23 protein-coding genes, 2 tRNA genes and 1 riboswitch are annotated in these 22,988 nt (G+C 57.1%); of the genes, 7 read left to right on the top strand and 18 right to left on the bottom strand.

The genetic code is table 11. The features are described 5' to 3' along the window. Positions 1-6 precede the first annotated feature (6 nt). Positions 7-80: transfer RNA gene (locus tag RMR21_RS01420), tRNA-Gly, on the bottom strand. Between the two features lie 53 nt (positions 81-133). Then, positions 134-1,231, bottom strand: a complete 1,098-nt coding sequence (locus RMR21_RS01415) for a 2'-deoxycytidine 5'-triphosphate deaminase (RefSeq protein WP_498668957.1) — start codon at positions 1,229-1,231, stop codon at positions 134-136. Between the two features lie 75 nt (positions 1,232-1,306). After that, a riboswitch (SAM riboswitch) is annotated at positions 1,307-1,385 on the top strand. 45 nt (positions 1,386-1,430) lie between these two features. On the opposite strand from RMR21_RS01415, the gene RMR21_RS01410 reads away from it, so the two are divergent. Together RMR21_RS01410 and apaG are read left to right on the top strand one after the other, a co-directional pair. After that, positions 1,431-2,615, top strand: a complete 1,185-nt coding sequence (locus tag RMR21_RS01410; protein ID WP_498668956.1) for an O-succinylhomoserine sulfhydrylase — start codon at positions 1,431-1,433, stop codon at positions 2,613-2,615. A gap of 255 nt (positions 2,616-2,870) precedes the next feature. Further along, complete coding sequence (gene apaG, locus RMR21_RS01405) at positions 2,871-3,263, top strand: Co2+/Mg2+ efflux facilitator ApaG/CorD (protein ID WP_498668955.1); 393 nt, start codon at positions 2,871-2,873, stop codon at positions 3,261-3,263. A gap of 31 nt (positions 3,264-3,294) precedes the next feature. Here the strand turns inward: apaG and RMR21_RS01400 are convergent, their stop codons facing one another. The 3 genes from RMR21_RS01400 to RMR21_RS01390 all read right to left on the bottom strand — a co-directional run bounded on the left by RMR21_RS01400 (position 3,295) and on the right by RMR21_RS01390 (position 6,817). Further along, positions 3,295-4,287, bottom strand: coding sequence for an Hsp33 family molecular chaperone (locus RMR21_RS01400; protein WP_498668954.1), 993 nt, complete (start codon positions 4,285-4,287; stop codon positions 3,295-3,297). Between the two features lie 358 nt (positions 4,288-4,645). Beyond that, a complete protein-coding gene (gene argF / locus RMR21_RS01395) occupies positions 4,646-5,563 on the bottom strand; it encodes an ornithine carbamoyltransferase (RefSeq protein WP_498668953.1) in 918 nt (305 codons plus the stop codon). A gap of 57 nt (positions 5,564-5,620) precedes the next feature. Continuing rightward, entirely contained in the window at positions 5,621-6,817 is a 1,197-nt protein-coding gene (locus tag RMR21_RS01390) for an aspartate aminotransferase family protein (protein WP_498668952.1), read from the bottom strand. A 436-nt stretch (positions 6,818-7,253) separates the two neighbouring features. Here RMR21_RS01390 and RMR21_RS01385 point away from each other — a divergent pair, with 436 nt between their 5' ends. Then, the gene (locus RMR21_RS01385) at positions 7,254-7,784 is read left to right on the top strand and encodes a GcrA family cell cycle regulator (protein ID WP_498668951.1); all 531 of its coding nucleotides are present in this window, start codon (positions 7,254-7,256) and stop codon (positions 7,782-7,784) included. A gap of 37 nt (positions 7,785-7,821) precedes the next feature. Here the strand turns inward: RMR21_RS01385 and RMR21_RS01380 are convergent, their stop codons facing one another. The 11 genes from RMR21_RS01380 to phoR form a co-directional block, all read right to left on the bottom strand. Further along, complete coding sequence (locus RMR21_RS01380; RefSeq protein ID WP_498668950.1) at positions 7,822-8,232, bottom strand: DUF7674 family protein; 411 nt, start codon at positions 8,230-8,232, stop codon at positions 7,822-7,824. A 240-nt stretch (positions 8,233-8,472) separates the two neighbouring features. Continuing rightward, positions 8,473-8,862 (bottom strand): DUF6481 family protein, encoded by a 390-nt coding sequence (locus RMR21_RS01375; protein ID WP_498668949.1) that lies wholly within the window; start codon positions 8,860-8,862, stop codon positions 8,473-8,475. A 38-nt stretch (positions 8,863-8,900) separates the two neighbouring features. Further along, positions 8,901-9,122 (bottom strand): hypothetical protein, encoded by a 222-nt coding sequence (locus RMR21_RS01370; RefSeq protein WP_498668948.1) that lies wholly within the window; start codon positions 9,120-9,122, stop codon positions 8,901-8,903. 229 nt (positions 9,123-9,351) lie between these two features. Then, the gene (locus RMR21_RS01365) at positions 9,352-9,561 is read right to left on the bottom strand and encodes a cold-shock protein (protein WP_045229895.1); all 210 of its coding nucleotides are present in this window, start codon (positions 9,559-9,561) and stop codon (positions 9,352-9,354) included. 480 nt (positions 9,562-10,041) lie between these two features. Beyond that, positions 10,042-10,725, bottom strand: a complete 684-nt coding sequence (gene phoB / locus RMR21_RS01360) for a phosphate regulon transcriptional regulator PhoB (protein ID WP_174152016.1) — start codon at positions 10,723-10,725, stop codon at positions 10,042-10,044. Between the two features lie 31 nt (positions 10,726-10,756). Next, the gene (gene phoU, locus RMR21_RS01355; protein WP_174152014.1) at positions 10,757-11,473 is read right to left on the bottom strand and encodes a phosphate signaling complex protein PhoU; all 717 of its coding nucleotides are present in this window, start codon (positions 11,471-11,473) and stop codon (positions 10,757-10,759) included. Between the two features lie 88 nt (positions 11,474-11,561). Beyond that, positions 11,562-12,377: a phosphate ABC transporter ATP-binding protein PstB gene (gene pstB, locus RMR21_RS01350; RefSeq protein ID WP_498668947.1), complete on the bottom strand. Its 816-nt coding sequence runs from the start codon at positions 12,375-12,377 to the stop codon at positions 11,562-11,564. Positions 12,378-12,392: 15 nt separating this feature from the next. Next, positions 12,393-13,715: a phosphate ABC transporter permease PstA gene (gene pstA / locus RMR21_RS01345; protein WP_498668946.1), complete on the bottom strand. Its 1,323-nt coding sequence runs from the start codon at positions 13,713-13,715 to the stop codon at positions 12,393-12,395. After that, complete coding sequence (pstC, locus tag RMR21_RS01340; RefSeq protein WP_498668945.1) at positions 13,712-15,193, bottom strand: phosphate ABC transporter permease subunit PstC; 1,482 nt, start codon at positions 15,191-15,193, stop codon at positions 13,712-13,714. Before pstC ends, pstA begins: the two co-directional genes overlap by 4 nt. A gap of 222 nt (positions 15,194-15,415) precedes the next feature. Beyond that, positions 15,416-16,450 (bottom strand): substrate-binding domain-containing protein, encoded by a 1,035-nt coding sequence (locus RMR21_RS01335; RefSeq protein WP_498668944.1) that lies wholly within the window; start codon positions 16,448-16,450, stop codon positions 15,416-15,418. Between the two features lie 211 nt (positions 16,451-16,661). Next, a complete protein-coding gene (gene phoR / locus RMR21_RS01330; RefSeq protein WP_498668943.1) occupies positions 16,662-17,930 on the bottom strand; it encodes a phosphate regulon sensor histidine kinase PhoR in 1,269 nt (422 codons plus the stop codon). 169 nt (positions 17,931-18,099) lie between these two features. Between phoR and ppk2 the strand changes: the two genes are divergently transcribed. Beyond that, positions 18,100-18,981 (top strand): polyphosphate kinase 2, encoded by an 882-nt coding sequence (ppk2, locus tag RMR21_RS01325; protein WP_498668942.1) that lies wholly within the window; start codon positions 18,100-18,102, stop codon positions 18,979-18,981. A gap of 126 nt (positions 18,982-19,107) precedes the next feature. Here the strand turns inward: ppk2 and RMR21_RS01320 are convergent, their stop codons facing one another. Then, entirely contained in the window at positions 19,108-20,283 is a 1,176-nt protein-coding gene (locus tag RMR21_RS01320; RefSeq protein WP_498668941.1) for a hypothetical protein, read from the bottom strand. 329 nt (positions 20,284-20,612) lie between these two features. On the opposite strand from RMR21_RS01320, the gene RMR21_RS01315 reads away from it, so the two are divergent. The 3 genes from RMR21_RS01315 to RMR21_RS01305 all read left to right on the top strand — a co-directional run bounded on the left by RMR21_RS01315 (position 20,613) and on the right by RMR21_RS01305 (position 22,456). Then, a complete protein-coding gene (locus tag RMR21_RS01315) occupies positions 20,613-21,569 on the top strand; it encodes an NAD(P)H-dependent flavin oxidoreductase (RefSeq protein ID WP_498668940.1) in 957 nt (318 codons plus the stop codon). A 125-nt stretch (positions 21,570-21,694) separates the two neighbouring features. Beyond that, positions 21,695-21,770 (top strand) — tRNA-Thr (locus RMR21_RS01310). Positions 21,771-22,015: 245 nt separating this feature from the next. After that, positions 22,016-22,456 carry an acyltransferase gene (locus RMR21_RS01305; RefSeq protein ID WP_498668939.1) on the top strand — a complete coding sequence of 147 codons (441 nt, stop codon included), beginning with the start codon at positions 22,016-22,018 and terminating at the stop codon, positions 22,454-22,456. Positions 22,457-22,459: 3 nt separating this feature from the next. Here the strand turns inward: RMR21_RS01305 and RMR21_RS01300 are convergent, their stop codons facing one another. Next, positions 22,460-22,831, bottom strand: coding sequence for a hypothetical protein (locus RMR21_RS01300; protein ID WP_498668938.1), 372 nt, complete (start codon positions 22,829-22,831; stop codon positions 22,460-22,462). Between the last annotated feature and the right edge of the window lie 157 nt (positions 22,832-22,988).

Genomic DNA, 22,988 nt, shown 5'->3' with positions numbered 1-22,988 from the left:
TAAGAATGGGGGGATTACCAAGGGAATCGAACCCTCGTATTCAGCTTGGGAAGCTGCTGCTCTGCCATTGAGCTACACCCGCGCACAAGATGACGGTGTGACAGTTGTGGTAGACTGTCAAGCTTCGTTAGGGCTATGCAGCGCGGAAGTGTTTTGACAATTTGAGGCCTTGGGCCTGATAATTGGAGCCGAGGCCGCTGCCATAGAGGCCTTCCGGCTTGGTCAGCATGTGTTCATAGACCAGGCGGCCGACGATTTGGCCGTGTTCCAAAATGAAGGGGACTTCATGGCTTCGAACTTCGAGAACGGCGCGGCTGCCGGTGCCACCGGCGCTGGCGTGGCCGAAGCCTGGGTCAAAGAAGCCGGCGTAGTGGACGCGGAATTCGCCGACCAGCGGATCGAACGGTGTCATTTCAGCAGCGTAGAGGGGCGGAACATGGACGGCCTCCTGCGAGACAAGAATGTAGAACTCGTCCGGGTCAAGAATGAGTTCGGCACGACCTCTCGCGTGGATCGGCTCCCAGAAATCCAGGACATCATGGGCAGCTTTCTGGTCGACATCCACAACTGCGGTGTGGTGTTTGCCACGATAGCCGATCAGGCGGTTTTCACCAAAACCCTGAAGATCGATCGACAAGGCGATGCCTCCGCCGGACACGTTGGGCATTTCGCTCGCGACCAGCGTTTCCTCTTCGTGCAAGGCCAGCATTTCAGCATCGGCCAGGACGGAATGACCGATACGAAAGCGAATTTGTGAGAGACGCGAGCCCTGACGGACGACGATTGGGAACGTGCGCGGGCTTATTTCGAGATAGAGCGGGCCGTTATAGCCCGCGGGGATCTTGTCGAATTCCTGCGCATTGTCGGTGATGACGCGGGTGAAGATATCGAGACGACCCGTAGAGCTTTTGGGGTTGGCAGACGCGGACATATCCGAAGGCAGGGCAAGCGCCTCCATCAATGGTACGATGTAAACGCAGCCGGTTTCCAGAACGGCACCTTCGCCGAGATTGATTTCGTGCAAGCTGAAACGCGTCAGCTTTTCGATGACTTTTGTCGATGGGCCGGGCATGAAGCTGGCGCGTACGCGGTAAGCTTTTCCGCCCAGACGCAGATCCAGGCTTGCTGGCTGGATCTGATCTCCATCCAGCGCGCGTTCGCTCTTCAACTGTCCAGAACTGAACAGTTCCCGGATCGCAGTATCCGCCAATATGCCCGTCGTTCTCGCCATCGTTTGATCATCCCTTTTCACGGCGACAAAACCAAAAGCAAGGCATTGACGCAAGTCGTTAACAGAGTTAAGCCAAGCTTATCCCGTGGTGATTTGGCCGGTCGGCTTGCAGCCACGTTAAACAAGTGGCTAAAAAGACCGGGTGCGCTTGTAACCGGTCTGCTTTTGCGGCCGGTTTTTTTGTTTGTAAGGTGATGACATGAGCAAGAAATGGCGCCCGGCAACACAATTGGTACACGGTGGTACACTGCGTTCCGGTTATGGCGAAACATCTGAGGCGATCTACCTCACGCAAGGGTTCGTCTATGACAGTTCCGAGGCGGCCGAAGCCCGTTTCAAGGGCGAAACGGAAGGCTTCATCTACGCCCGTTACGCAAGCCCAACCAATGACATGTTCGAAAAGCGCATGTGCCTGCTGGAAGGCGCCGAAGATGCGCGCGCCACGGCTTCTGGCATGGCTGCCGTCAGCGCCGCCATTCTCTGCCAGCTGAAGGCAGGCGATCATATCGTTGCCGCCCGCGCCTTGTTTGGTTCTTGCCGTTGGGTCGTCGAGACGCTGGCACCGAAATACGGCATCGAATGTACGCTGGTCGATGGCCGCGATCTCGCCAATTGGGAACAGGCAATCCAGCCGAACACCAAGCTGTTCTTCCTTGAAAGCCCGACCAACCCGACGCTGGAAGTGGTCGATATCGCAGGCGTAGCAAAGCTTGCCAACCAGATCGGCGCGAAGCTGGTGGTCGACAACGTGTTTGCCACACCACTTTTTCAAAAGCCGCTGGAACTGGGCGCACATATTGTCGTCTATTCCGCAACCAAGCACATCGATGGCCAGGGACGTTGCCTGGGCGGCGTCGTTCTGTCCGACAAAAAGTGGATCGAGGAAGAGCTTCAGGATTACTTCCGCCACACAGGCCCGGCCATGTCTCCTTTCAACGCGTGGACGCTGCTTAAAGGTGTTGAGACGCTGCCGTTGCGCGTGCGCCAGCAGACAGAAAATGCCGGAAAGATTGCGGATTTTCTCGCCGATCAGGGCAAAATCGCCAGGGTTATCTACCCAGGCCGCGCCGACCATCCGCAAGCCGACATCATCGCCAAGCAGATGACGGGTGGCTCGACGCTGGTGTGCTTTGAATTGAAAGGTGGCAAGGAAGCGGCCTTCAAGCTGCAGAACGCGTTGGAAATCGTCAAGATTTCCAACAATCTGGGCGATGCGAAGAGCCTGATTACCCATCCTGGGACAACTACGCACAAGAACCTGACCGACGAGGCCCGCGCTGAACTCGGAATTTCCGGCGGCACGCTGCGTCTTTCCTGCGGGATCGAAGATACTGACGATCTGCTGGAGGATTTTGCAGCCGCAATCGCTAAGGTATCCGCCTGATGTGACAGCCACGGCCCGGGCATATGCCGGGCCGTTTCTACCCGTTCCTCTGCCACAGACTAGCGCGCCGAGACGCCCGAAAAACGCCAAACGCCAAAAAGTCGGTGTGGTAACCGGATATTACCTTACAGGTGATATCTATTCGGGAAAGCGTGCATCGTATTCGTCAAAATCCCGCGTTGACCTGCAGTTTCTTGACGATGACCCACGCCTTTGGTGTAGAATGTTTGACAAGCAATGACTTAGGGCCGCATTATGTATCGAGCAGTGACAAGAGACATCGAGGTCACCGTCGACCCCTATTACCTTGAAGAGCAGTCAGACCCGGATGACAGCCGTTACGTCTGGGGCTACACGGTGGTGATCTCCAACCATTCCAGTTTGGCCGTCACCCTCGTCAGCCGGTATTGGAATATCACGGATGAGACGGGACAGGTGGACGAAGTATCAGGCCCTGGCGTGATCGGTGAACAGCCGCAGCTGAAACCCGGCGACACATATGAGTATTCCTCCGGCTGCCCGCTGGATACACCATCCGGCATGATGTTCGGCCACTATGAAATGAAAGCAGAAACCGGCGAGGTTTTCACCGTCGCCATCCCCGCATTTTCTCTGGATAGTCCCGGGCTGACAAGAATTCTCAATTAAAAAAGGCGGGATATCATCCCGCCTTTTCAATTCATTTCGCCGCTTCCATTTCCTCTACCGGATAATGATAGGTGGTGGAGCAGAACTCGCAGGTAACGGAGATGACACCATTCTCCTGGCTTTCCTGGATTTCTGTTGCGGAAAATCCTGACAGGACCCCTTTGATCTTGTCGCGCGAGCAATTGCAGCGATCAAGGATCAATTGCGGGTCATAGACGCGCACGCCCTGCTCGTGGAAAAGGCGAAACAGCAGTTTTTCCGCAGGCACCTGCGGATCGGTCAGCTCATCCATGTCCACCGTGTCGATCAGAGCAACCGCTTCGGTCCAGGCATCATCCTCCGAATATTCGGCAGCGCCCTCGTCGCCATCACCGCCGTGCAGGTCGCGTTGGCGAACACGCTCAGGCGCCTGTGGCAGAAACTGCGCGATAATACCGCCCGCTCGCCAACTGCAACGCGGATTGCCATCGCTGTCCCGGTCAAACAACTCGGCAACGCCAAGGCGTACGCGGGTCGGCAACTGTTCTGACTGCCGAAAATAGACACCGGCAATATCCTCCAGCGACGACCCATCCAAGGGTACGATGCCCTGATATGGTTGCATGCCCACGCCCTGGTCGATGGTGAAAGCGAGAATACCTTCGCCCAGCAACTGTTCCGGCGAGGTTTGGCCAGCAGCGGTCGCCTCAGTCAGGCGCTCCTCATCGAAACGAGCATAGGCGCGCATACTCTCAGGTGCAGAAAAATCCGCGACCAGTAGATCCACAGGACCATCGCTCTTCGTTTGAAGGGTCAGTTTGCCAGAAAATTTGAGGGACGTGCCAATCAGCGACGTCAAAACCACGGCCTCCGCCAAAAGGCGAGCCACGACCGGCGGGTAATCATGCCGCGCCAGAATAGCATTGAGGAGTGGCCCGACCTGAACGGCGCGACCGCGCACGTCCAGTCCCTCTACCTGAAAGGGAACGACCTTGTCATCGCCAGCCAATTTAAGATCGTCCAGCTGTACCGTTGCGTCTGCCATGTCCTAACTCCTTAACGTCACTCGCCCGTGCTTTCGCGCAAAATGATCGAAAACGCGATGGTATCGACCAACAGGCATGATGTTCGTCTTGCGCAGATAGACCGGGCACGATGAAAACGGAACCACCGTGCCACCTTAACTTTAGCAAAAGGGGCGGTTTATCCAAAAACAGCGTGTCCGTTCGGACCGGACCTCCTGCGAGACACGAGCCGGCACGAAGCCACCGAGCGGCGAACGATTGATGAAAGGTTGCCGTTTTAAATAACGGCAACATTGAATTGCGCTAGAAATAGGAACCTTGGCTTGAAATTCAAGTCAACCGGTTCCGCATCACCTGCAGGTGATTGGCTGACGCAAATCAGATAACGCCCATGCACCAGGCGATGATGGCCTTTTGGGCATGCAGACGGTTTTCGGCTTCATCGAAAACGACAGACTGAGGACCGTCGATGACGTCATCCGTCACCTCTTCACCGCGATGCGCCGGCAGGCAATGCATGAACAGGGCGTCCTTGCTGGCTTTGCCCATCAGGGCGGCATTGACCTGATAAGGCTGAAAGATGTTGTGGCCGCGAGCCTTGTGTTCCTGGTTCATGGACACCCACGTGTCGGTCACCACGCAATCGGCACCGGCAACTGCTCGTTCCGCATCGTGATATAGCGCCACTTCGCCGCCATTGTTGCGCGCCCAGTTCAGGAAACGGTCATGGGGCTCAGACCCCATCGGTACGGCCATGTTCATGCGGTAACCGAAGCGGGCAGAGCCTTCCACCAGCGAATGCAACACGTTGTTGCCATCCCCCGTCCAGGCGATGGTCTTGCCCTTGATTGGGCCGCGATGCTCCTCGAAAGTGAGAATGTCGGCCATGATCTGGCAAGGGTGCGTCTCGTCGGTGAGGCCGTTGATGACGGGCACGGTCGCGTGTTCGGCAAGCTCCAAAAGGCGCGAATGGTCCGTGGTGCGGATCATGATCGCGTCGACATATCGCGACAGAACCTTGGCCGTATCGCCAATGGTTTCAGCGCGGCCAAGCTGCATTTCCGTGCCCGACAAAAACAGCGTCTCGCCGCCCAGTTGGCGCATGCCGACATCGAAGGAGACACGCGTCCGCGTGGAGGGCTTTTCGAAGATCATTGCCAACATCTTGCCAGCCAGCGGCTTTTCCGCCGTGCCGTTCTTGGTGGCAATCTTTCGGGCACGGGCGTCGTCCATAATAACCCGCAGGTCTTCCGAACCGACGGCCGAAAGGTCTAGAAAATGCTTTGCTGATGCCATTTCAATATAGTCCCGTTGGTGCAGGCCGCGCTTGGCGCTTGCCTGAACAATGCGCGTTCAAGCGCTTCTTGCCATTTTCGTCGTAAGGCTTTCCGCAGCTCGTTCGAGCCGGGCCAACCCCTCTCGCGCCTCTTCTGCCGTCACGACAAGCGGCGGCAGCAGGCGGATGACATTGTCACCAGCGGGAACGCCCAGAAGCCGCTCTGCGCGAATGGCGTGCAGCAGATCCGATGACGGCACCTTCGCCTTGACGCCGATCAGCAGGCCCTCGCCTCTGATCTCCTCGATCACATCAGGATAGCGATCCTTCAAGGATGCAAGTCCTTGACGAAACACAAGCGTCACATCCCGCACATGCTGGAGGAAGCCCTCGGCCAGAACGATATCCAGCACCGCGTTGCCACAGGCCATCGCCAGCGGGTTGCCGCCGTAGGTCGTACCATGAACGCCAGCCGTCATGCCGGACGCGGCCTCTGCCGTGGCAAGACAAGCGCCGAACGGAAAACCGCCGCCGATACCCTTGGCCACCGCCATGATATCCGGCGTCACGCCCGACCACTCATGCGCAAAGAACTTGCCCGTGCGGCCAACACCGGTCTGCACTTCATCAAAAATCAGCAGCAGGCCATGTTCATCACACAGCGAGCGAAGTTCCCGCAAAAATTCTGGGGTTACAGGGCGAACACCGCCTTCACCCTGAATGGGCTCGATCAGCAACGCTGCCGTTTCCGGTAAGATCGCCGCTTTCAGCGCGTCGAGATCGTTAAACGGCACCTGATCGAAGCCTTCGACCTTCGGGCCGAAACCTTCGATATATTTTTCCTGTCCACCGGCGGCAATCGTTGCCAGCGTGCGCCCATGGAATGCGCCTTCGAAGGTAATGATACGGAATTTTTCCGGATGACCGTGCGTGTAATGATAACGGCGCGCGGTTTTGATGGCGCATTCCAGGGATTCTGCACCCGAATTGGTGAAGAACACCTTGTCCGCAAAAGTTGCATCCGTCAGCCGCTTGGCGAGCACTTCCTGCCCCTCAACCTCGTAGAGATTGGACAGGTGCCACACCTTCTCTGCCTGCGACTTCAAAGCGTCCACCATGTGAGGATGGCTGTGACCAACCGATGTGACCGCTACCCCCGCGCCGAAATCCAGATATCGCTCGCCGTTTTCCGTAACGAGCCAAACGCCCTCTCCTCGTTCAAAGCGCAGAGGAGCTCTGGAAAACGTATCGAACAATGGCGCGGTGTCGGCCATGGCAGTGTCACTCCTTGCGCGAAAGGCGCTCTCATGAGGGCTTACCGGTCATCCCGTGCCTGAAAATCAAAAATGCCGCCTCGCGGCGGCTTCTGGTCGTCTTCCTCTTACGCGATCACTATTGTCACTTCACCTGGCGATGTCAACAAATGTCCGTATTTTCCGGCTTTCTCAAGCCATGGTAGGCAATTTGGGACACCATACGAGGTGTTGCTTTTCTGACTCACAAATGCAGCAAGTTGGGGAAAACCGGAAAATCGATTCCAGATGATTCCCACGACTCTTGTCAGAGAGTCACCCGACGATTAGGTTAATCTTCAATTACTAGACTGCAAGCGGCGGAACTAGTCACCTAAAATCTGGCGGACACTCTGCGCGTGGTTCACTCCACGGCATTAGAGAATGATTCGGCCTGCGCGACAAGCGGAGAAGCGGCATGAACTGGACTGACGAACGCGTTGAGAGACTCAAAAGGTTGTGGGCCGAGGGCCTGAGCGCGAGCCAGATCGCGGCACAACTTGGCGGTGTCAGCCGCAATGCCGTTATCGGCAAAGTCCACCGTCTGAACCTGCCCGGCCGCGCGAAAGCAGGCGGCACAGTTGCTACGTCACGTCCCGCAGCAAAGCGCCCAACGGTCGCGACACCGTCTGCTGCACCCCGCGCCGCAAATACCTTCCAGGCACGTGCTGCGACACCACGTCCAACGGTGCGCACAGCAACGTCGAACGATCAGGATACCGATACAGGCCGGGTTCTTGACTACGCACCGGTCAACACAGCGGTTCTGCCGACATCGCTGCGTCTAACACTGACGGAACTTACGGAACGCACCTGCAAATGGCCGGTCGGCGATCCGCTAAAGGATGACTTCCATTTCTGCGGCTGCGACGCGTCTGAATCCTCGCCTTACTGCAAATTCCACGCAAAGATGGCGTACCAGCCTGTGAGCGAACGCCGCAGAGCCTGAAGGTTCGAGAAACACATTATGATGATAAAAAAGCGGGTCATTGGCCCGCTTTTTTAATGTGTGAAGTGTTGTGATGTCTTCGACGTCGGCACGCTTCGCTCAAAGCGTCTATTATCACTGCTTCGGTGTGATAGGTCAGAATGGTGCGCCACTCTTCTACCTCTTGAGTCGTGATGAGTTCGGGCAAGCGGAGAGGCACCTGTTCATCGTCGGCCAGATGTTCAATGAAGCCAACCGCCGCAGCGGTGTTGATATCTGCGTGTGGAGCTGCAAGACAATAGCGGGCGTAATGCACGATACGCCGGGCTTTCTCTCTTCTGTCGTTTTTCACGCAGTCTTCGAAAAACGGGCGCAGCTCTATCCATGCAGCCATGGGCGACCAGGCGCGTTCGATCTCATCGCGCAGTTCGGGTGCAGCCTCGATGGCCTTACGACGCCAAACGCTCATATCAATTGTCCACCATCATCCCATGAACTCTTATAGAGCGATGAGCTTGACGTTGGACCGAAATATTCAGGAGAAGAATTATGCTGTGCGCAAAAAGCGTCCCAGACAGGGATCTGCCTGAGCGGTGAGCGCTGAGAATGCCGTGTCCGGGTTAGTGCCCTACGCCGCTAGAAGTTTGACAAGGCACCCGGCCAGATCGCAGCCCTTCGATTGAACGGCTGCTTGATCTTGGCGGATGGTTCAGCCTTGACGGGCTTTGCGGTTGGCATAGCGGCGATCGCGCTCTGCCTTGCAAGCGGCTTCGTCTTCGATGACGCGGGCGATGCGGTTTTTGTCGGCCAGCTTACGGGCGTCTTCTTCAGCACTTGCCGCAGCTTCGAGTTCAGCCTGCTTTTCGGCGGCTTCTGCTTCGAGGCGGATTTTTTCGTCGCGTTTTTGCTGGTCGCGTTCAGCCTGGCGCGCTCTGCGGGCCTCGGCAACGGCAATCTGTTCGGCCTGCTTGGCTTCAAGCATGGGTGCCGCAGCTTCCTTGGCTTCGCGATAGGCCTTCAAAAGAGCAGCCTTTGCGTCAGCCGCGGCGCCGCGTTGTTCGGAGACTTCGTTGTTCTTGATGTTTCTAGTGTTTCTCAAATCTCTATTCCAGTTGAGTGGTCATACTGATCCTGCGATCAGGACTTCTTACCACGTTTCGTCGGGGCGGGTGCAGGGTTCAGGCTGTCTTGCAATTCTTTGGCAAGACGCGCTTCGCGCAGTCTGAGCGTCTTTTCTTCACGAGCTTGCGTAATCGAATTCAGTTCGTCAACCGCATGGCCACGCGCAAAAAATTGCGTCTGCGTCGCGCCGAATGCGATCTCTGCCTGTTTGCGAGATTTGCTGTGTGTTTCAGACATGAAATTTCCTTCCTGTCGCGCCGGCCTGAAATCGGGATCGATTTGCTGGAAGTCCGATGCGTGGTGGATCGAGCAGCCTGGAGCCTGTTACGCCATAAAGGCACAGTACCCGAAGCGAGTGCCGCCAAGCAGCACAAAAAAAGGCCAGGCAAAGTGCCTGACCTCGGTTGGTCTCATGCTTTCAACAGTGCCAGTACATCCGTGGTCAAGGGAAAGCAGATCCCGTTATTTAAGCAGCCTGAAGGTTGCAAGCAGACATTTTGCCCGACTTGTTGTCGCGCTCAAGGTCGTAGCTCAGCTTCTGGCCTTCAACGATTTCGCGCATACCTGCACGCTCTACAGCGGAGATGTGTACGAATGCGTCTGTGCCGCCGTTGTCAGGCTGAATGAAGCCGAAGCCCTTGGTGGAGTTAAACCATTTTACTGTGCCTGTGGTCATAATGAACCCTTTCAAAGCATAAGAGATAGATCGCAGAACTGATGCCCTGCGTGCGATTATAGCGATTTTTTTGAAGAAAGGGTTAGTTCAAAACGCGGTGCTAATCGCGCGGCAACCAAAGCTCAGCAAGAAAAATATCGACAACCAATTAATAGAGCCTTCCGGTCGGATAGTCAAACTTTAATTTTCAGATAATTTCAATCAGCCCTTGTCATCATATCAGTGGCCATCCGATATCGTTTGCTTTTGTTGACGATATTGAGCTCTGAAACGTTCGGGTATCCCGGTTGTTTATCACCCCAGATCCACATCTGTCCAACACATCATATCTTCAGCGTAGCTTAAGCGAGGCCCCCACCGGCTTGTGATGAGCCTAGAGCAACCACGCGATCCCATACGTAAACGCACATTGCTGATATGCGTCGATTATGGGCGCGCGCTCTTCGATGCGTCACGTCGCATCTGCCTTCGTCGTAGACGTCAGGCTTCCATCGAATATCCTGCGCCGCGTACGGTGCGGATAACATCCTGCATGCTGGAGAAGTTGAGCGCCTTGCGCAGACGGCCCACATGGACGTCCACCGTGCGTTCATCCACGTAGATGTCGTGCCCCCATACGCCGTCAAGAAGTTGCGAGCGGGAGAAAACGCGGCCGGGCGATACCATCAGGAACTCCAGCAAACGGAACTCGGTAGGTCCCAGGCGCACTTCGCGGGCCTTGCGATGAACGCGGTGGGTTTCGCGATCCAGTTCGATGTCGCCGCATTTCAAAACGGATGACAGGACTTCGGGCCGGGCGCGGCGCAACATGGCCTTGACGCGCGCCATCAGTTCCGGCGTGGAGAACGGCTTGACCACATAGTCATCGGCCCCTGTGGCCAATCCACGCACGCGTTCGCTTTCCTCGCCACGCGCCGTCAGCATGATGATCGGCAGACGTTCCGTTTCAGGGCGCATGCGTAAACGACGGCACAGCTCGATGCCAGAGACACCTGGCAGCATCCAGTCGAGAATGAGCAGATCCGGGGTACGTTCCTGCAAGCGGATTTCCGCCTCGTCACCACGCGGGATCGTGTCCACGTCGTAACCTTCGGATTCGAGATTGTAGCGAAGAAGAACGCTCAACGCCTCTTCATCTTCGACAACTGCTATTTTCGGCACCATGACTAGTGACTCCGCCAGGCTTGTAGGAAATTCACTCGGTGATCGCACCGAGCGTATTGGAACTGTCGTCCTTGGGACGCTCGCCTGCCGGCTGGCTGCCGGTGGCCATGTAGTAGATGGTTTCCGCGATGTTCGTCGCATGGTCGCCCACACGCTCGATGTTCTTGGCGCAGAACAGGAGGTGTGTGCAGGTGGTGATGTTGCGCGGGTCTTCCATCATGTAGGTCAGCAGCTCGCGAAACAGCGAGGTGTACATGGCATCGATTTCCTCGTCGCGTTCGCGGATGGTCTGCGCCTTTTCCGCCGAACGGGTGGAATAGACATCCAGAACGTCCTTCAACTGGACCAAGGCCAGCTCGGACAGATGCTCGAGGCCGCGGGCCAGCTTGCGGGGCACGCCGGTTCCGGCAACCGCGATAACACGCTTGGCGGTGTTTTTGCCAAGGTCGCCCACGCGCTCCAGATCAGCGGCGATGCGCAGCGAACCGATGATTTCGCGAAGGTCAGCCGCCATCGGCTGACGCTTGGCAATGGTCACGATTGCCTTGTCCCCGATTTCGCGTTCGGCGTTGTCGAGGATCGTATCGTCCGAAATGACCTTCTGGGCCAAAGCAGCATCGGAATTGACGAGTGCGCGCACCGCATCGCTGCACATCTGCTCCGCAAGGCCACCCATTTCAGCGATACGGCGGCTGAGGAACTTCAGTTCTTCGTCGTACGCGGACATGATGTGTGAGTTTGTCGGCATGGTCGAATTCTCCAGTTTCGATGCGGCTGGCCGCAAGCTCTGTCGGGCTCAAGCGGTTCGACGCGATGGGTTGCAATCAACGACGGGATCAGCCGAAGCGACCCATGATGTAATCCTGCGTGCGCTGGTCATCCGGGTTGGTGAACATCTTGTCGGTGTCGTTTTCTTCGACGAGGTGGCCCAGATGGAACATCGCAGTGCGCTGTGAAACGCGGGCCGCCTGCTGCATGGAGTGGGTCACGATGACGATGGTGTAGTTGGAGCGAAGCTCGTGGATCAACTCCTCGACCTTGGCCGTCGCAATCGGGTCGAGCGCCGAGCAAGGCTCGTCCATCAGAATGACTTCAGGGCTGACGGCAATCGCGCGGGCGATGCACAGACGCTGTTGCTGACCACCCGAAAGGCCCGTGCCGGACTCCAAAAGGCGATCCTTGGCTTCGTTCCACAGGCCTGCCTTTTGAAGGCTGGCCTCGACGATCTGATCCATATCCGCCTTGTTGCGAGCAAGACCGTGAATGCGCGGGCCGTAAGCGATGTTCTCGTAGATCGACTTCGGAAACGGGTTCGGCTTCTGGAACACCATGCCGACGCGGGCGCGCAGTTCAACCACATCGATGTTGCTGTCGTAGACATCTTCGCCATCGAGTGTGATCTTACCCGTGACGCGGCAACCGTCGATCGTGTCGTTCATGCGGTTCAGCGTCCGCAGGAACGTGGACTTGCCACAGCCCGATGGTCCGATGAGCGCGGTCACGGTGTTTTCGCGGACGTTGAGGTTCACATCGTAGAGCGCCCGTTTGTCGCTGTAGTAGACGGACACGTCCTTGCCGATCATCTTATGAGAAACGTCATTCATTTTCTTGTCCAGCGCCTTTTCCATTGCTGCTTCCGACAACATATTCATCGTTCTAAGCTCCTTCTACCAGCGCCGCTCGAAGCGACGCCGCAAGAGAATTGCGCCAACATTCATGACAACGAGGAACATCAGCAGGATAATGATAGCGCCGGATGTCCGTTCGACAAAGGCGCGCTCTGCCTCGTTTGCCCACATATAGATCTGGACCGGCAAGGCCGTGGATGGGTCCATCGGCGTTGTCGGGTAGTTTGCGACGAAGGCGACCATGCCGATCAACAGCAGGGGAGCGGTTTCGCCCAGAGCATGCGCCAGGCCGATGATGGTGCCGGTCAGAATACCCGGCATGGCCAGCGGCAGAACATGGTGAAAGATCGTCTGCATCTTCGAGGCGCCCAGTCCCAAAGCCGCAGCACGGATCGATGGCGGCACGGCCTTCAGCGCCGCACGGGTGGCGATGATGATCGTCGGCAAGGTCATCAGCGTCAACACGAAGCCACCGACCAGAGATGCCGAGCGCGGAAAGCCCATGAAGTTGATGAAGACCGACAGGCCGAGCAGACCGTACACAATCGATGGCACGGCTGCGAGGTTGTTGATATTCACCTCGATCAGGTCGGTAATGCGGTTCTTGGGCGCGAATTCCTCCAGATAGATCGAGGCTGCCACGCCAATCGGCAGGGACAGCACCAGAACGATCATCATCATGTAGAAGGAGCCGATGAGCGCGACACCCACACCGGCGGCCTCCGGACGGCTCGACGCACCATTCACGAAAATGCCGGTGTTGAACTGTTTGGCGAGTTGGCCGCTTGCGACGAGCTGATCCATCCATTTGACCTGCTGGTCGGAGACGCGGCGGTTGGCCTCTTCGCCGGTCATGTCGAACTGGCCCTTGAAGGCCGAGTCGATATCACCGGACGCCAGCAGCGCGACATTCCGCGTCGTACCGATCACACTGGGATCAGACGTTACGATGTCACGCAACTGGGTGCGTACACTGTCGGATACCATGGTGCCGATGGTGCGTAAGGCTGTGCGGTCGTCCAGCGACACGCCCAGCGCCTTGGCCACCGCGTTGCGCGCCAGAACCGGGTAGTTTGCCGTAACAAGCTTGTTCGGATTGGTGGCGCGTTGATTGTCAGGATCGATGATCTGTTCGGAAAACTCGACCGGAACCGTAATCGTGGTCTGTTGAAACGCCGTGTAGCCTTTGCCCACAACCGACCAGATCAGGAGGAAGAGGAACAGCAGGCCGAAGGAAATCGCGGCAACGCCATAGGTGCGGAAGCGGCGCTCCGCTGCATAACGGCGCTTGATGCCGATATCGCGACGGGCCGTCTTTGGCGCGACTGGCACGCCAGCCGCCGAAGAAACAACGTCGGTCATTCGTACTGCTCCCGGTATTTGCGCACAATGAAGAGCGCGTAGATATTAAGGCATAGCGTGATGGCAAAGAGCGTGATGCCGAGCGCAAAGGCAACCAGCGTCTGCGGCGAGGTAAACTCAAGGTCGCCGGTCAACTGGCTGACGATCTTCACCGTCACCGTCGTCATCGGTTCGAACGGGCTGATCTGCAAGCGTGCGGCAACACCTGCCGCCAGAACCACAATCATGGTTTCACCGATGGCGCGCGATGCCGTCATCAGGATGGCGCCGACGATGCCAGGCAGGGCAGCGGGAAGGAGGACACGCTTGATGGTCTCGGAGCGAGTGGCCCCCAGACCAAGCGACCCATCACGAAGTGTGCGTGGCACGGCTGTAATGATGTCGTCAGACAGCGAGGACACGTAAGGGATGAGCATGATGCCCATCACGAAGCCTGCCGTCAGAACGCTCTGTGCCTGAATGAAAGAGGTGTAATCGCCAGTCGTCAGGCCGTTGATCTGCGAGGAGATGTCGCGCAGGAACGGGCCAACGGTGGTCAGCGCGAAGAAGCCGTAGACGATGGTCGGAATACCGGCCAGAACTTCCAGCAGCGGCTTTGCAATGGAGCGGACACGCCGAGACGCGTATTCTGCCATGTAGATGGCCGAGAACAGCCCCACCGGGACGGCGACCAGCATGGCGACGAAACCGATGTAGAGCGTACCGGCAAGAAGCGGAATGAGACCGAACTGGCCGACTGATTCCGTTGCCCCTGCGGCCGCAAACCGCGGGTCCCAAACGGTGCCGAAGAAGAACTCGTGGGCTGGCACCATGTTGAAGAACTGAATGGCTTCCGTCAGCATCGACATGACGATGCCGATGGTCGTCAAAATGGCGAGCGACGACGCCAGAAGAAGCGCACCGAGAATGACGCGCTCGACTTTGTTTCTTGCCCGAAATCGAGGAGCAATGGCACGCAGCGCATAGAGCGCGCCAAGCAATGCAGCACCCAGCACCACAACAATCATGCCGATACGGCTGGACGTCGTCATCGTGTTGAGCGTCTGGGCTGCCTCGACCATGTAAGGCTCTGGGTCACCGGCGATGGCGACGCCCTTGGCGGCAAGCAGCGGGCGAACCGGCGCACCGGCTTTCACAGCGTCGTGCTCTTCCGCCGTCAGGCGCTGAAGACCACGCGCGATGGAGCCGACCATACCGTAGTTCAGGCTCTGCTGCGCCTCTGACTGCGCGCGAATATCTTCCGGAAACTCGGCGCGAACCGCTGCCGTGATGACCATCGGGCTGACGATGAGCCAAACAGCCAGAATGAAGGCCGACGGTAGGATGGCCCACACCAGTGCATAAGAGCCATGGTAACCGGCGCGAGAATGCATGGATGATGGACGACCACCTGCCAGCGCGACAGCGCGGCGCGTGCCAAGCACGTAACTGGTGATGCCGATCAACGCCAGTATCAACAAAATGATAGGTGTGTTCATGAAACTTTCCTCGGCACGCCACATGGCGCGATGCGGTATCGGGCACTTTCAAAGGCGATAAAAATTTCGGCCTTTTGACCGAAGATGTCATCTGTTCGGACAAAGCCGACGCAGTCCGGCTTGATACACAAAGCGATCACCGGGTTTAAGCGTTTCGATCAACGGAAGACGACAATCCACAGAAGGATGGATGCGCGACGCCTCGCCGCGCATCCAGCTTTATTACATCGTGGTACCAGCTTCGAACTTCGAACGGATTTCCTTGCGCTCTGCATCAGGAGCAGACACCAGGCCGTAGTTTGCCAGCGGGGAGTCAGGGCCGATCATTTCGTCGGACAGGAAGAATTCAACATATTCCTTCACGCCAGGAATGACGCCGACATGTGCCTTCTTGACGTAGAAGAACAGTGGGCGCGACACTGGATACTTGCCGCTTGCAACGGTTTCGGTCGATGGAACAACGTCGCTGACGGTCGCAACCTTCAGCTTGTCCTTGTTGTTTTCGTAAAACGCGAGACCAAACACGCCGAGGCCACCCTTGTTGGCATCGATGCGGGCAAGCGTTTCCGTGTAGTCGCCGTCGATGTCGACAGCGGCACCGTCTTTACGAACTGCAACGCACTTGGCAGCAGCCTGCTTGGCATCAGTCACGAGGGTCTTGAGAGCCTCGGTCGCGCCAGCTTCCTTGCAGCCGTCAGCCATGATCTTCTCTTCGAAGACTTCGCGCGTGCCGTGCTTGGAGCCAGGGATGTAAGCGGCAATCGCAACATCCGGCAGGTCCTTGTTGATTTCCGTCCACTTCTTGTAAGGGTTGGCAACAAGCTTGCCGTCCTTGACGATTTCAGCGGCGAGACCGAGGTAGAGGTCCTTCGGTACGAGCTTGATGTCCTTGTTGGACTTGTCCATCGCGAACACGATGCCGTCGTAACCGATCTTGACTTCCTGCACGTCAGCGACGCCAGCTGCCTTACAGGCCGCAAGTTCGTCAGCCTTGATAGGGCGTGAAGCATTGGCGATATCGATGGTGCCTTCACCAACGCCCGAGCAGAAAGCCTTCAAACCGCCGCCCGTGCCGCCGGACTCGACAACAGGAGCCTTGAAGTCAGGGAAGGTTTCGGCGAACGTCTCAGCAACGATCTTTGCATAAGGCAGAACGGTGGACGAACCGGCAACCTGGATCTGGTCGCGCGCAGCAGCAGCACCTGCGAAGGCAACCGAAGCCACCAAGGCTGCGGCGGACAATTTAACGATGTTCATATAACTCTCCCGTAGGGGCCCGTGGCGGGCATGTGTGGACGCTGCCGGCAGTATCTTTTACCCTCTGCCCAATCTGGGCTGCCCCGGCGGCCTCTTCATAACCAGTCTTGCCCCACCCTTTTATGTCACTTCGATGAAGTATTTGTGACAGTTTAAGAGTTTGATTTTATTGTACATTTTTTATAACACCACGATCTATGCGAGTCTTGTGTTAAAAACGCACCGTGAAGTCCGTGCCAACGTCGAGCTCTGAGCGGATAATCAACCGGGCACGGTGGCGGGTGAGGATATGTTTGACGATGGCCAGCCCCAGACCTGTTCCTTTTTTCGAGCGGCTGTCTGCCACACTGACCCGATAAAACCGCTCGGTCAGGCGCGGCACATGCTCGGCTGGAATGCCCGGCCCCTTGTCCACCACGCTGACTTCGACCGGCTTTCCGGCATCCGAACGCAGCGCGACATCCACGACCTTGCCATCCTGTCCGTATTTGCAGGCGTTTTCGACGAGGTTCTGAAACACCTGCACCAATTCGTCGCGGTCTCCCGTCACTTCCACCTTGCCATCCGGCATATGCAGGTTGATGGAGACATCGAGATCCTGTGCCAAAGGTAAAAGAGAATCCCGGACATGGCCCAGCAGCGGCACGAGATCGACCTTCTGGTCGGGCGCAATATTGGCCCGCAACTCCAGCCGAGACAACGACATCAAGTCATCCACCAGACGGCTCATACGCGTGGCCTGATCCAGCATGATGCCCAGGAACCGCTCTCGCGCCTTGGGATCGTCGCGGGCCGGGCCCTGCATCGTCTCGATAAAACCGCGCAACGAGGCCAGAGGCGTGCGCAACTCATGGCTGGCATTGGCGACGAAATCGCTGCGCATGCGATCGATGCGGCGCAGTTCGGAAATGTCGCGGAACGATAAAACATAAAGCGGCGCACCTGCCTTGTCCTTCGTGACCACCTTGGCGATGCGCACGATGAAGACGCGTTCGGACGGCAAACGCTCGGAATGCTCCACCTGATTGGCCTCACCTGTCGTGATGGCTTCACGAATAACGTCGAGGAGACCGGGTGAGCGCATACGACCGGAAATGTGTGAACCGACCGGCATCAAACCGAAGGCGCGTTCGGCAGCGGCATTTTCGAACAGAACGCTGGCGTTGCGATCCAGAATGAAGACCGGCGTATCGAGTGCGGCAAGGCCTGAGCGTACGCCGGCAAGCAGGCTTTCGCTGACACCTTGTTCATCATTTCCCGGGTCTGACACTTCCACACGCGCCTGAGCCTTGGACGACGTTCCCGAATTGAGCGCGAGGATGGCCAGAACAGCCGCGACCCACAAAACGGCGGGAACGTAGGGAGACAAAAGTTCGAGAGAAGCGACAACAGCAAGCAGGGAAACGACCAGAATAGGCAACCAGCCGCGGCGAAGCCTGTTCAGATATCGCGCCGATGTGCTGCCTTCATTCCTCACCATCTCGGTTCACCCTCGCCTTTCGCCGCAAATTGCGCATCGAAACCTTTTATCGCTCTTTCATGACAGAGATTCATCACTATGTCTTTTCTCACAGTTTGATATCCATATTGGATGCGAGCTCGTTTTTAAGAGCCCGTCAATTTCTTAAAGCAGCACTCAGGGAGCGATGATGAGCGAAAACGCCAAGGACCGTTCGGTTGAACTTGAGATCAACGGAAAAACCCGCATCTTCAACATCGATGACCCGGTTCTGCCGGACTGGATTGAAGACAACAAGCTGTCAGCCGGTGGCTTTCCCTACGACAAGAAAATGAAGCGTGAGGAGTATGACGAGACGCTGGAGGCTCTGCAGATCGAGCTCGTGAAGGTGCAATCGTGGCTTCAGGCCACCGGCACGCGTGTCATGTCGGTTTTCGAGGGACGTGATGCGGCCGGAAAGGGTGGCGTCATCTCCGTCATCAAGGAATATCTCAACCCCCGCAGCGCGCGCGTCGTCGCCTTGACCAAACCGAGCGAAACCGAACGCGGCCAATGGTATTTCCAGCGGTACATTTCCCATTTCCCGACGGCTGGCGAATTCGTGATGTTCGACCGGTCCTGGTATAACCGTGCCGGTGTCGAACCGATCATGGGTTTCTGCACACCCGAAGAACACAAGCGTTTCTTGAAAGAAGCCCCTCGCCTTGAAAAGATGGTCGTTCACGAAGGCACCTATCTCTTCAAATTCTGGCTGGATACCGGCCGCGAAACGCAGCTTGACCGTTTTCACGACCGCCGCCATAGCCCTTTGAAGGCCTGGAAACTCTCGGACATGGACATCGCCGCGCTGAGCAAATGGGACGACTACACGGCCATGCGTGATTTGATGCTGGAAAAGACCCACAATGACGAAGCGCCCTGGACGGTCATTCGCGCCAACGACAAACGCCGGGCCCGGATCAACCTCATCAGGCACATTTTGAAATCGCTGGATTACGATGGGAAGGACAAGACGGTGATCGGCGAGATTGATCACAAGATTCTCGGTTCCGGGCCCGATTTTTTGAAGTAGGAATCTGAACCAGTTTGACGCATCATCAAGTCGAGAGAGTGATGCCGCAACGTCCGTTACCCTGAGTTCTTCAGAGCGTTCCCTTTTTTCAAGGGAACGCGACGTCCACGCCGACCTGTTGAACGGTCACTGCCCCGGCAGAATGCGTGCCGAGTAAAGATTGACCGGGCGTCCGTTGCCATCGATATCGCTGTTGATAATGATGGTGCCAGAGTTGCTTGGCGCGAGCGTGCGGTCAAATGTGACATTGATCAACATATCGGCACGTTCTGGCGTTGCCGTGAAGCGGTGGCGGGCGCAATCCCCAAGGGTGCCAAAATCGCAGCTGATGGACAGCTGGGTCTGGCGGTCACTGGAGGATTGCAGCGTGATGGCGATGGTCGAGGACTTGCCTGCCATTTCACGCAGAACATCGGCCGGAACCGTGATGGCGATATTTCCATCGGCTTCCGAAACCCGCGAGGTGAGACGGACAGCCTTTCCGGCGGCCGTCGAAATCGGCTCGAGGGCGGCAAGCGAACCTGCCTGAAGTCCCTCGTTGCCCCGCTCTGCATTGAAAACCTCTTCCCAGGCATCGGAAAAGCCGCGCCCTGCCTCAAGGCTAGGCTGGGGTGCTGCTTCGGTACCGGTAAAATCTTCCGATTGCACTTCCGGTGGCGGGTTGGGGACACCGGTGTCGCGCTCCGACGGGCTCAGCAATATGCCGGAACTGTAGATCCACCACGCTCCGAAACCGAAAAAAGCGATGAGGGTAAAAGAGATGAATAGCCTGGCGACGAGACCCTTCTTGCGGCGGGCTTTTGCCGTGCGCTGCGGCGTAAACGAAAGGGATGCCGCATCAGCAGCAGGCGCAGTTCGGGCATCGGGTGCGATCACTCCCCGTTCGGCATGAAAATCATCGCCGCTGCGACTTGTGGTCTGCGCTTCGTCTGGCGCCTCGGCGCGAATTGGCGTCTCAACCGGCAGCACATCGTCTTCGTCAGTGCGTGGTGAAGGCGGTATAACTTGCGGGGTGGCGCGCGATATCGGCTGGGCGGGCGCCGATGTGCGAGAGGCCTCACGCCGGACATGATCTTCCACGACGCTCAGCAGCCGATTTCGCTCTTCGGCCTCAATCGTGTGAACAAGCACCTCCAGGCGCTGGCGTTGCTGCGCCACCACCTCGGGGTCATCTATCCCTTGTTTGCGCAAACCCGCTTCCAGCGCCTGGCGCGAAGATTGGTAAATCCGTGCCCGCACTTCGGCACTGGATCGGTCCGATTTTTCGAGGGCATTTCTGATTGCCGTTTCCAGTCCGCTCACTATCGGTCCTTTTCTCGCCATCCGAAAGGCTTTTGCGGCATTGCGCCATATGTTTACGATTCGGTAACCTCTCGCTTGCTCAACCGCAAGAGACGTCTTGGTCAAATATGGGGATGGAATGGTGAAAACGTGTTGAGCGGGTGCGCCGAGCGACCGGTTGACCGTCCTACGAACATCCCACTTCAGCAAACCCGGTATCAAAAAGACATGACGGTCGCCGCGTCAACGGCCTTAAGGCTCCCACCACCGCCCTCTTCTTTTTCGCTTTTCATATCCTGTTGGCTTCGCTACATCTTACGTGCGCGTAAACGTCACTCATGGGAGGAAACATGCTGCCGTCCGTACTCAGGGACAATCTTCGACTGCCGGTGATTGCCTCGCCACTGTTCATCATCTCGCATCCCGAACTGACGCTGGCGCAATGCAAGGCGGGTGTCGTCGGCGCGTTTCCAGCGCTCAACGCACGCCCCGAAAGCCAGCTGGACGAATGGCTGGCGATGATGACCGAGGACCTGGCCAGCCACAACGCAGCAAACCCTGACAAACCGGCAGCCCCCTTTGCCGTCAACCAGATCGTCCACACTTCCAACAAGCGTCTCGAGCATGACCTCGGGCTGTGCGTAAAATACAAGGTGCCGATCGTCATCTCTTCCCTTGGTGCAGTTCCCGAAGTCAATGCTGCGATCCACTCCTATGGCGGCATCGTGCTGCATGACATTATCAACAACCGCCATGCCAATTCGGCCATTCGTAAGGGTGCCGACGGATTGATCGCCGTTGCAACCGGTGCTGGGGGCCACGCGGGGACTCTCTCGCCCTTCGCGCTGGTGCAGGAAATTCGCGAATGGTTCGACGGCCCCCTGCTTCTGGCGGGTGCAATCGCCAATGGCGGTGCCATTCTCGCTGCCCAGGCGATGGGCGCTGATATGGCCTATATCGGCTCCCCCTTCATTGCCACGACAGAAGCAAGGGCGAACGACGCCTACAAACAGGCCATTGTGGACGCTCAGGCCAGCGACATCGTCTATTCCAACTATTTTACCGGCATCCACGGCAACTACATGAAAGCCTCGATCGTTGCAGCTGGCATGGACCCCGACAACCTGCCGGTCGCCGACCCATCCAAGATGGACTTCGGCGCGGCAAACAGCGGTACCAAGGCGTGGAAAGATATCTGGGGTGCCGGTCAGGGCGTGGGTGCGGTGAAGGCAGTCGAACCCGTTTCCGCACTGGTGGATCGCCTTGCCAAGGAATACGACGCCGCCAAGGCTCGCATTCTGGCTTGATGGAGGCCACGAGGATTGGTGACGCGGGATTTTTGATCGAAGCCTTATTCAAGACTTGAAATCCATCCCCAATGCCTGTATCAGCCCGCCATACACCGCGCCGACAGCTGTTCGACGCTTGGCAAGCCGCTTTAGCTCAGGTGGTAGAGCACATCATTCGTAATGATGGGGTCGCAGGTTCGAGTCCTGCAAGCGGCACCAGTTTCAAGATTATAAATCAAACCACATGCCTTCGTTCGTCGCAGTGTGATTACCAGCAATCGAATATAGGCCCGTGCCAGTTTCACGATCTATAAGTTCGACTCCACTGGTCGATGGGCGCGCGGAATAGGGAGTTTGCAATCGTGCTTTTCAGACGGGCAAGACAGCGCGTTATTGGTTTCTTGAGCAGGGGAAAGGTTCAGTTTGGACCCAAGTGCGACATTAACTTCGGAACACAGTTTCTCGTGCAAACTGGCACGATAACGATCGGTCGACGAGCGCATATCCGCAGAGGTTCCATCATTCACACCTATGGCGGCGACATCACGATCGGGAACAACTTCAGTCTTAACCCGTATGCGATTATCTACGGTCCCGGTCGCGTCCTCATAGGCAATGACGTTCGGGTCGCGGCGCACGTTACAATCGTCGCTTCCAATCACAATTTCGACGATCCCAGCAGAACGATAAAATCCCAAGGCAACTCTTCAATCGGCATCACCATCGGAAACGACGTCTGGATTGGTGCCAATTGCGTCATTCTCGACGGTGCCAAGATCGCTGACGGATGCGTTATTGCGGCTGGCTCCGTGGTGCGCGGAGAAACCGTGACGATGGGAATATACGCAGGCGTTCCGGCCAAGCTGAAACGCCTGCGGGGTCAAAACAGATCGGTCCAGCTGTAGGATTTAGCCGATACGGGGGCAGCCCTGTCGATTGGCCAGTCGGAGTCGGGTATATTCGTTTCTGCGCCCATAGCCCTCAATCACGATGCGCCGCGAATCGGCTTCGATGATCTGTGGATCTATCATACCCCGACGAAGAGCATTTCTTATCGCTTCCCTGGGGCTGCAACCCCGATCGTACCGCTCTTCACCATAGTCCCGATCAGGCCTGTAGTCTCTGTTTCTGCCTTCACGGTAGTCCCGATCAGGCCTATAATCTCTGTTTCTGCCTTCGCCGATATGCAGTTCGAAGTCCTGCGCTTGCGCAGCGAACGGTTCATGGCCGACAGAAACAATCGTCGTCACAATGAGCAGAGTAAGGCTTGCCAGTTTCATGGTGGTTCTCCCGCGTTGTTCGGCAAGTATAAATCCCTTATGATGAACGCCAGCAGAACGGTTGTCTTACCGCACTGGCGCTGCCATCACTGTTGGGGCTGCGGCTGAACCGTTGTCCTCGGGATCAACGTGCCGTCCTGGCTTTGGGGTGAAAGCT

The sequence above is a fragment of the Agrobacterium sp. rho-8.1 genome, assembly GCF_033957725.1.
Taxonomy (GTDB): Bacteria; Pseudomonadota; Alphaproteobacteria; order Rhizobiales; family Rhizobiaceae; genus Agrobacterium.
The sequence above is the reverse complement of the archived record's forward strand: the minus strand, read 5'-3'. Positions and strand labels throughout refer to the sequence as shown.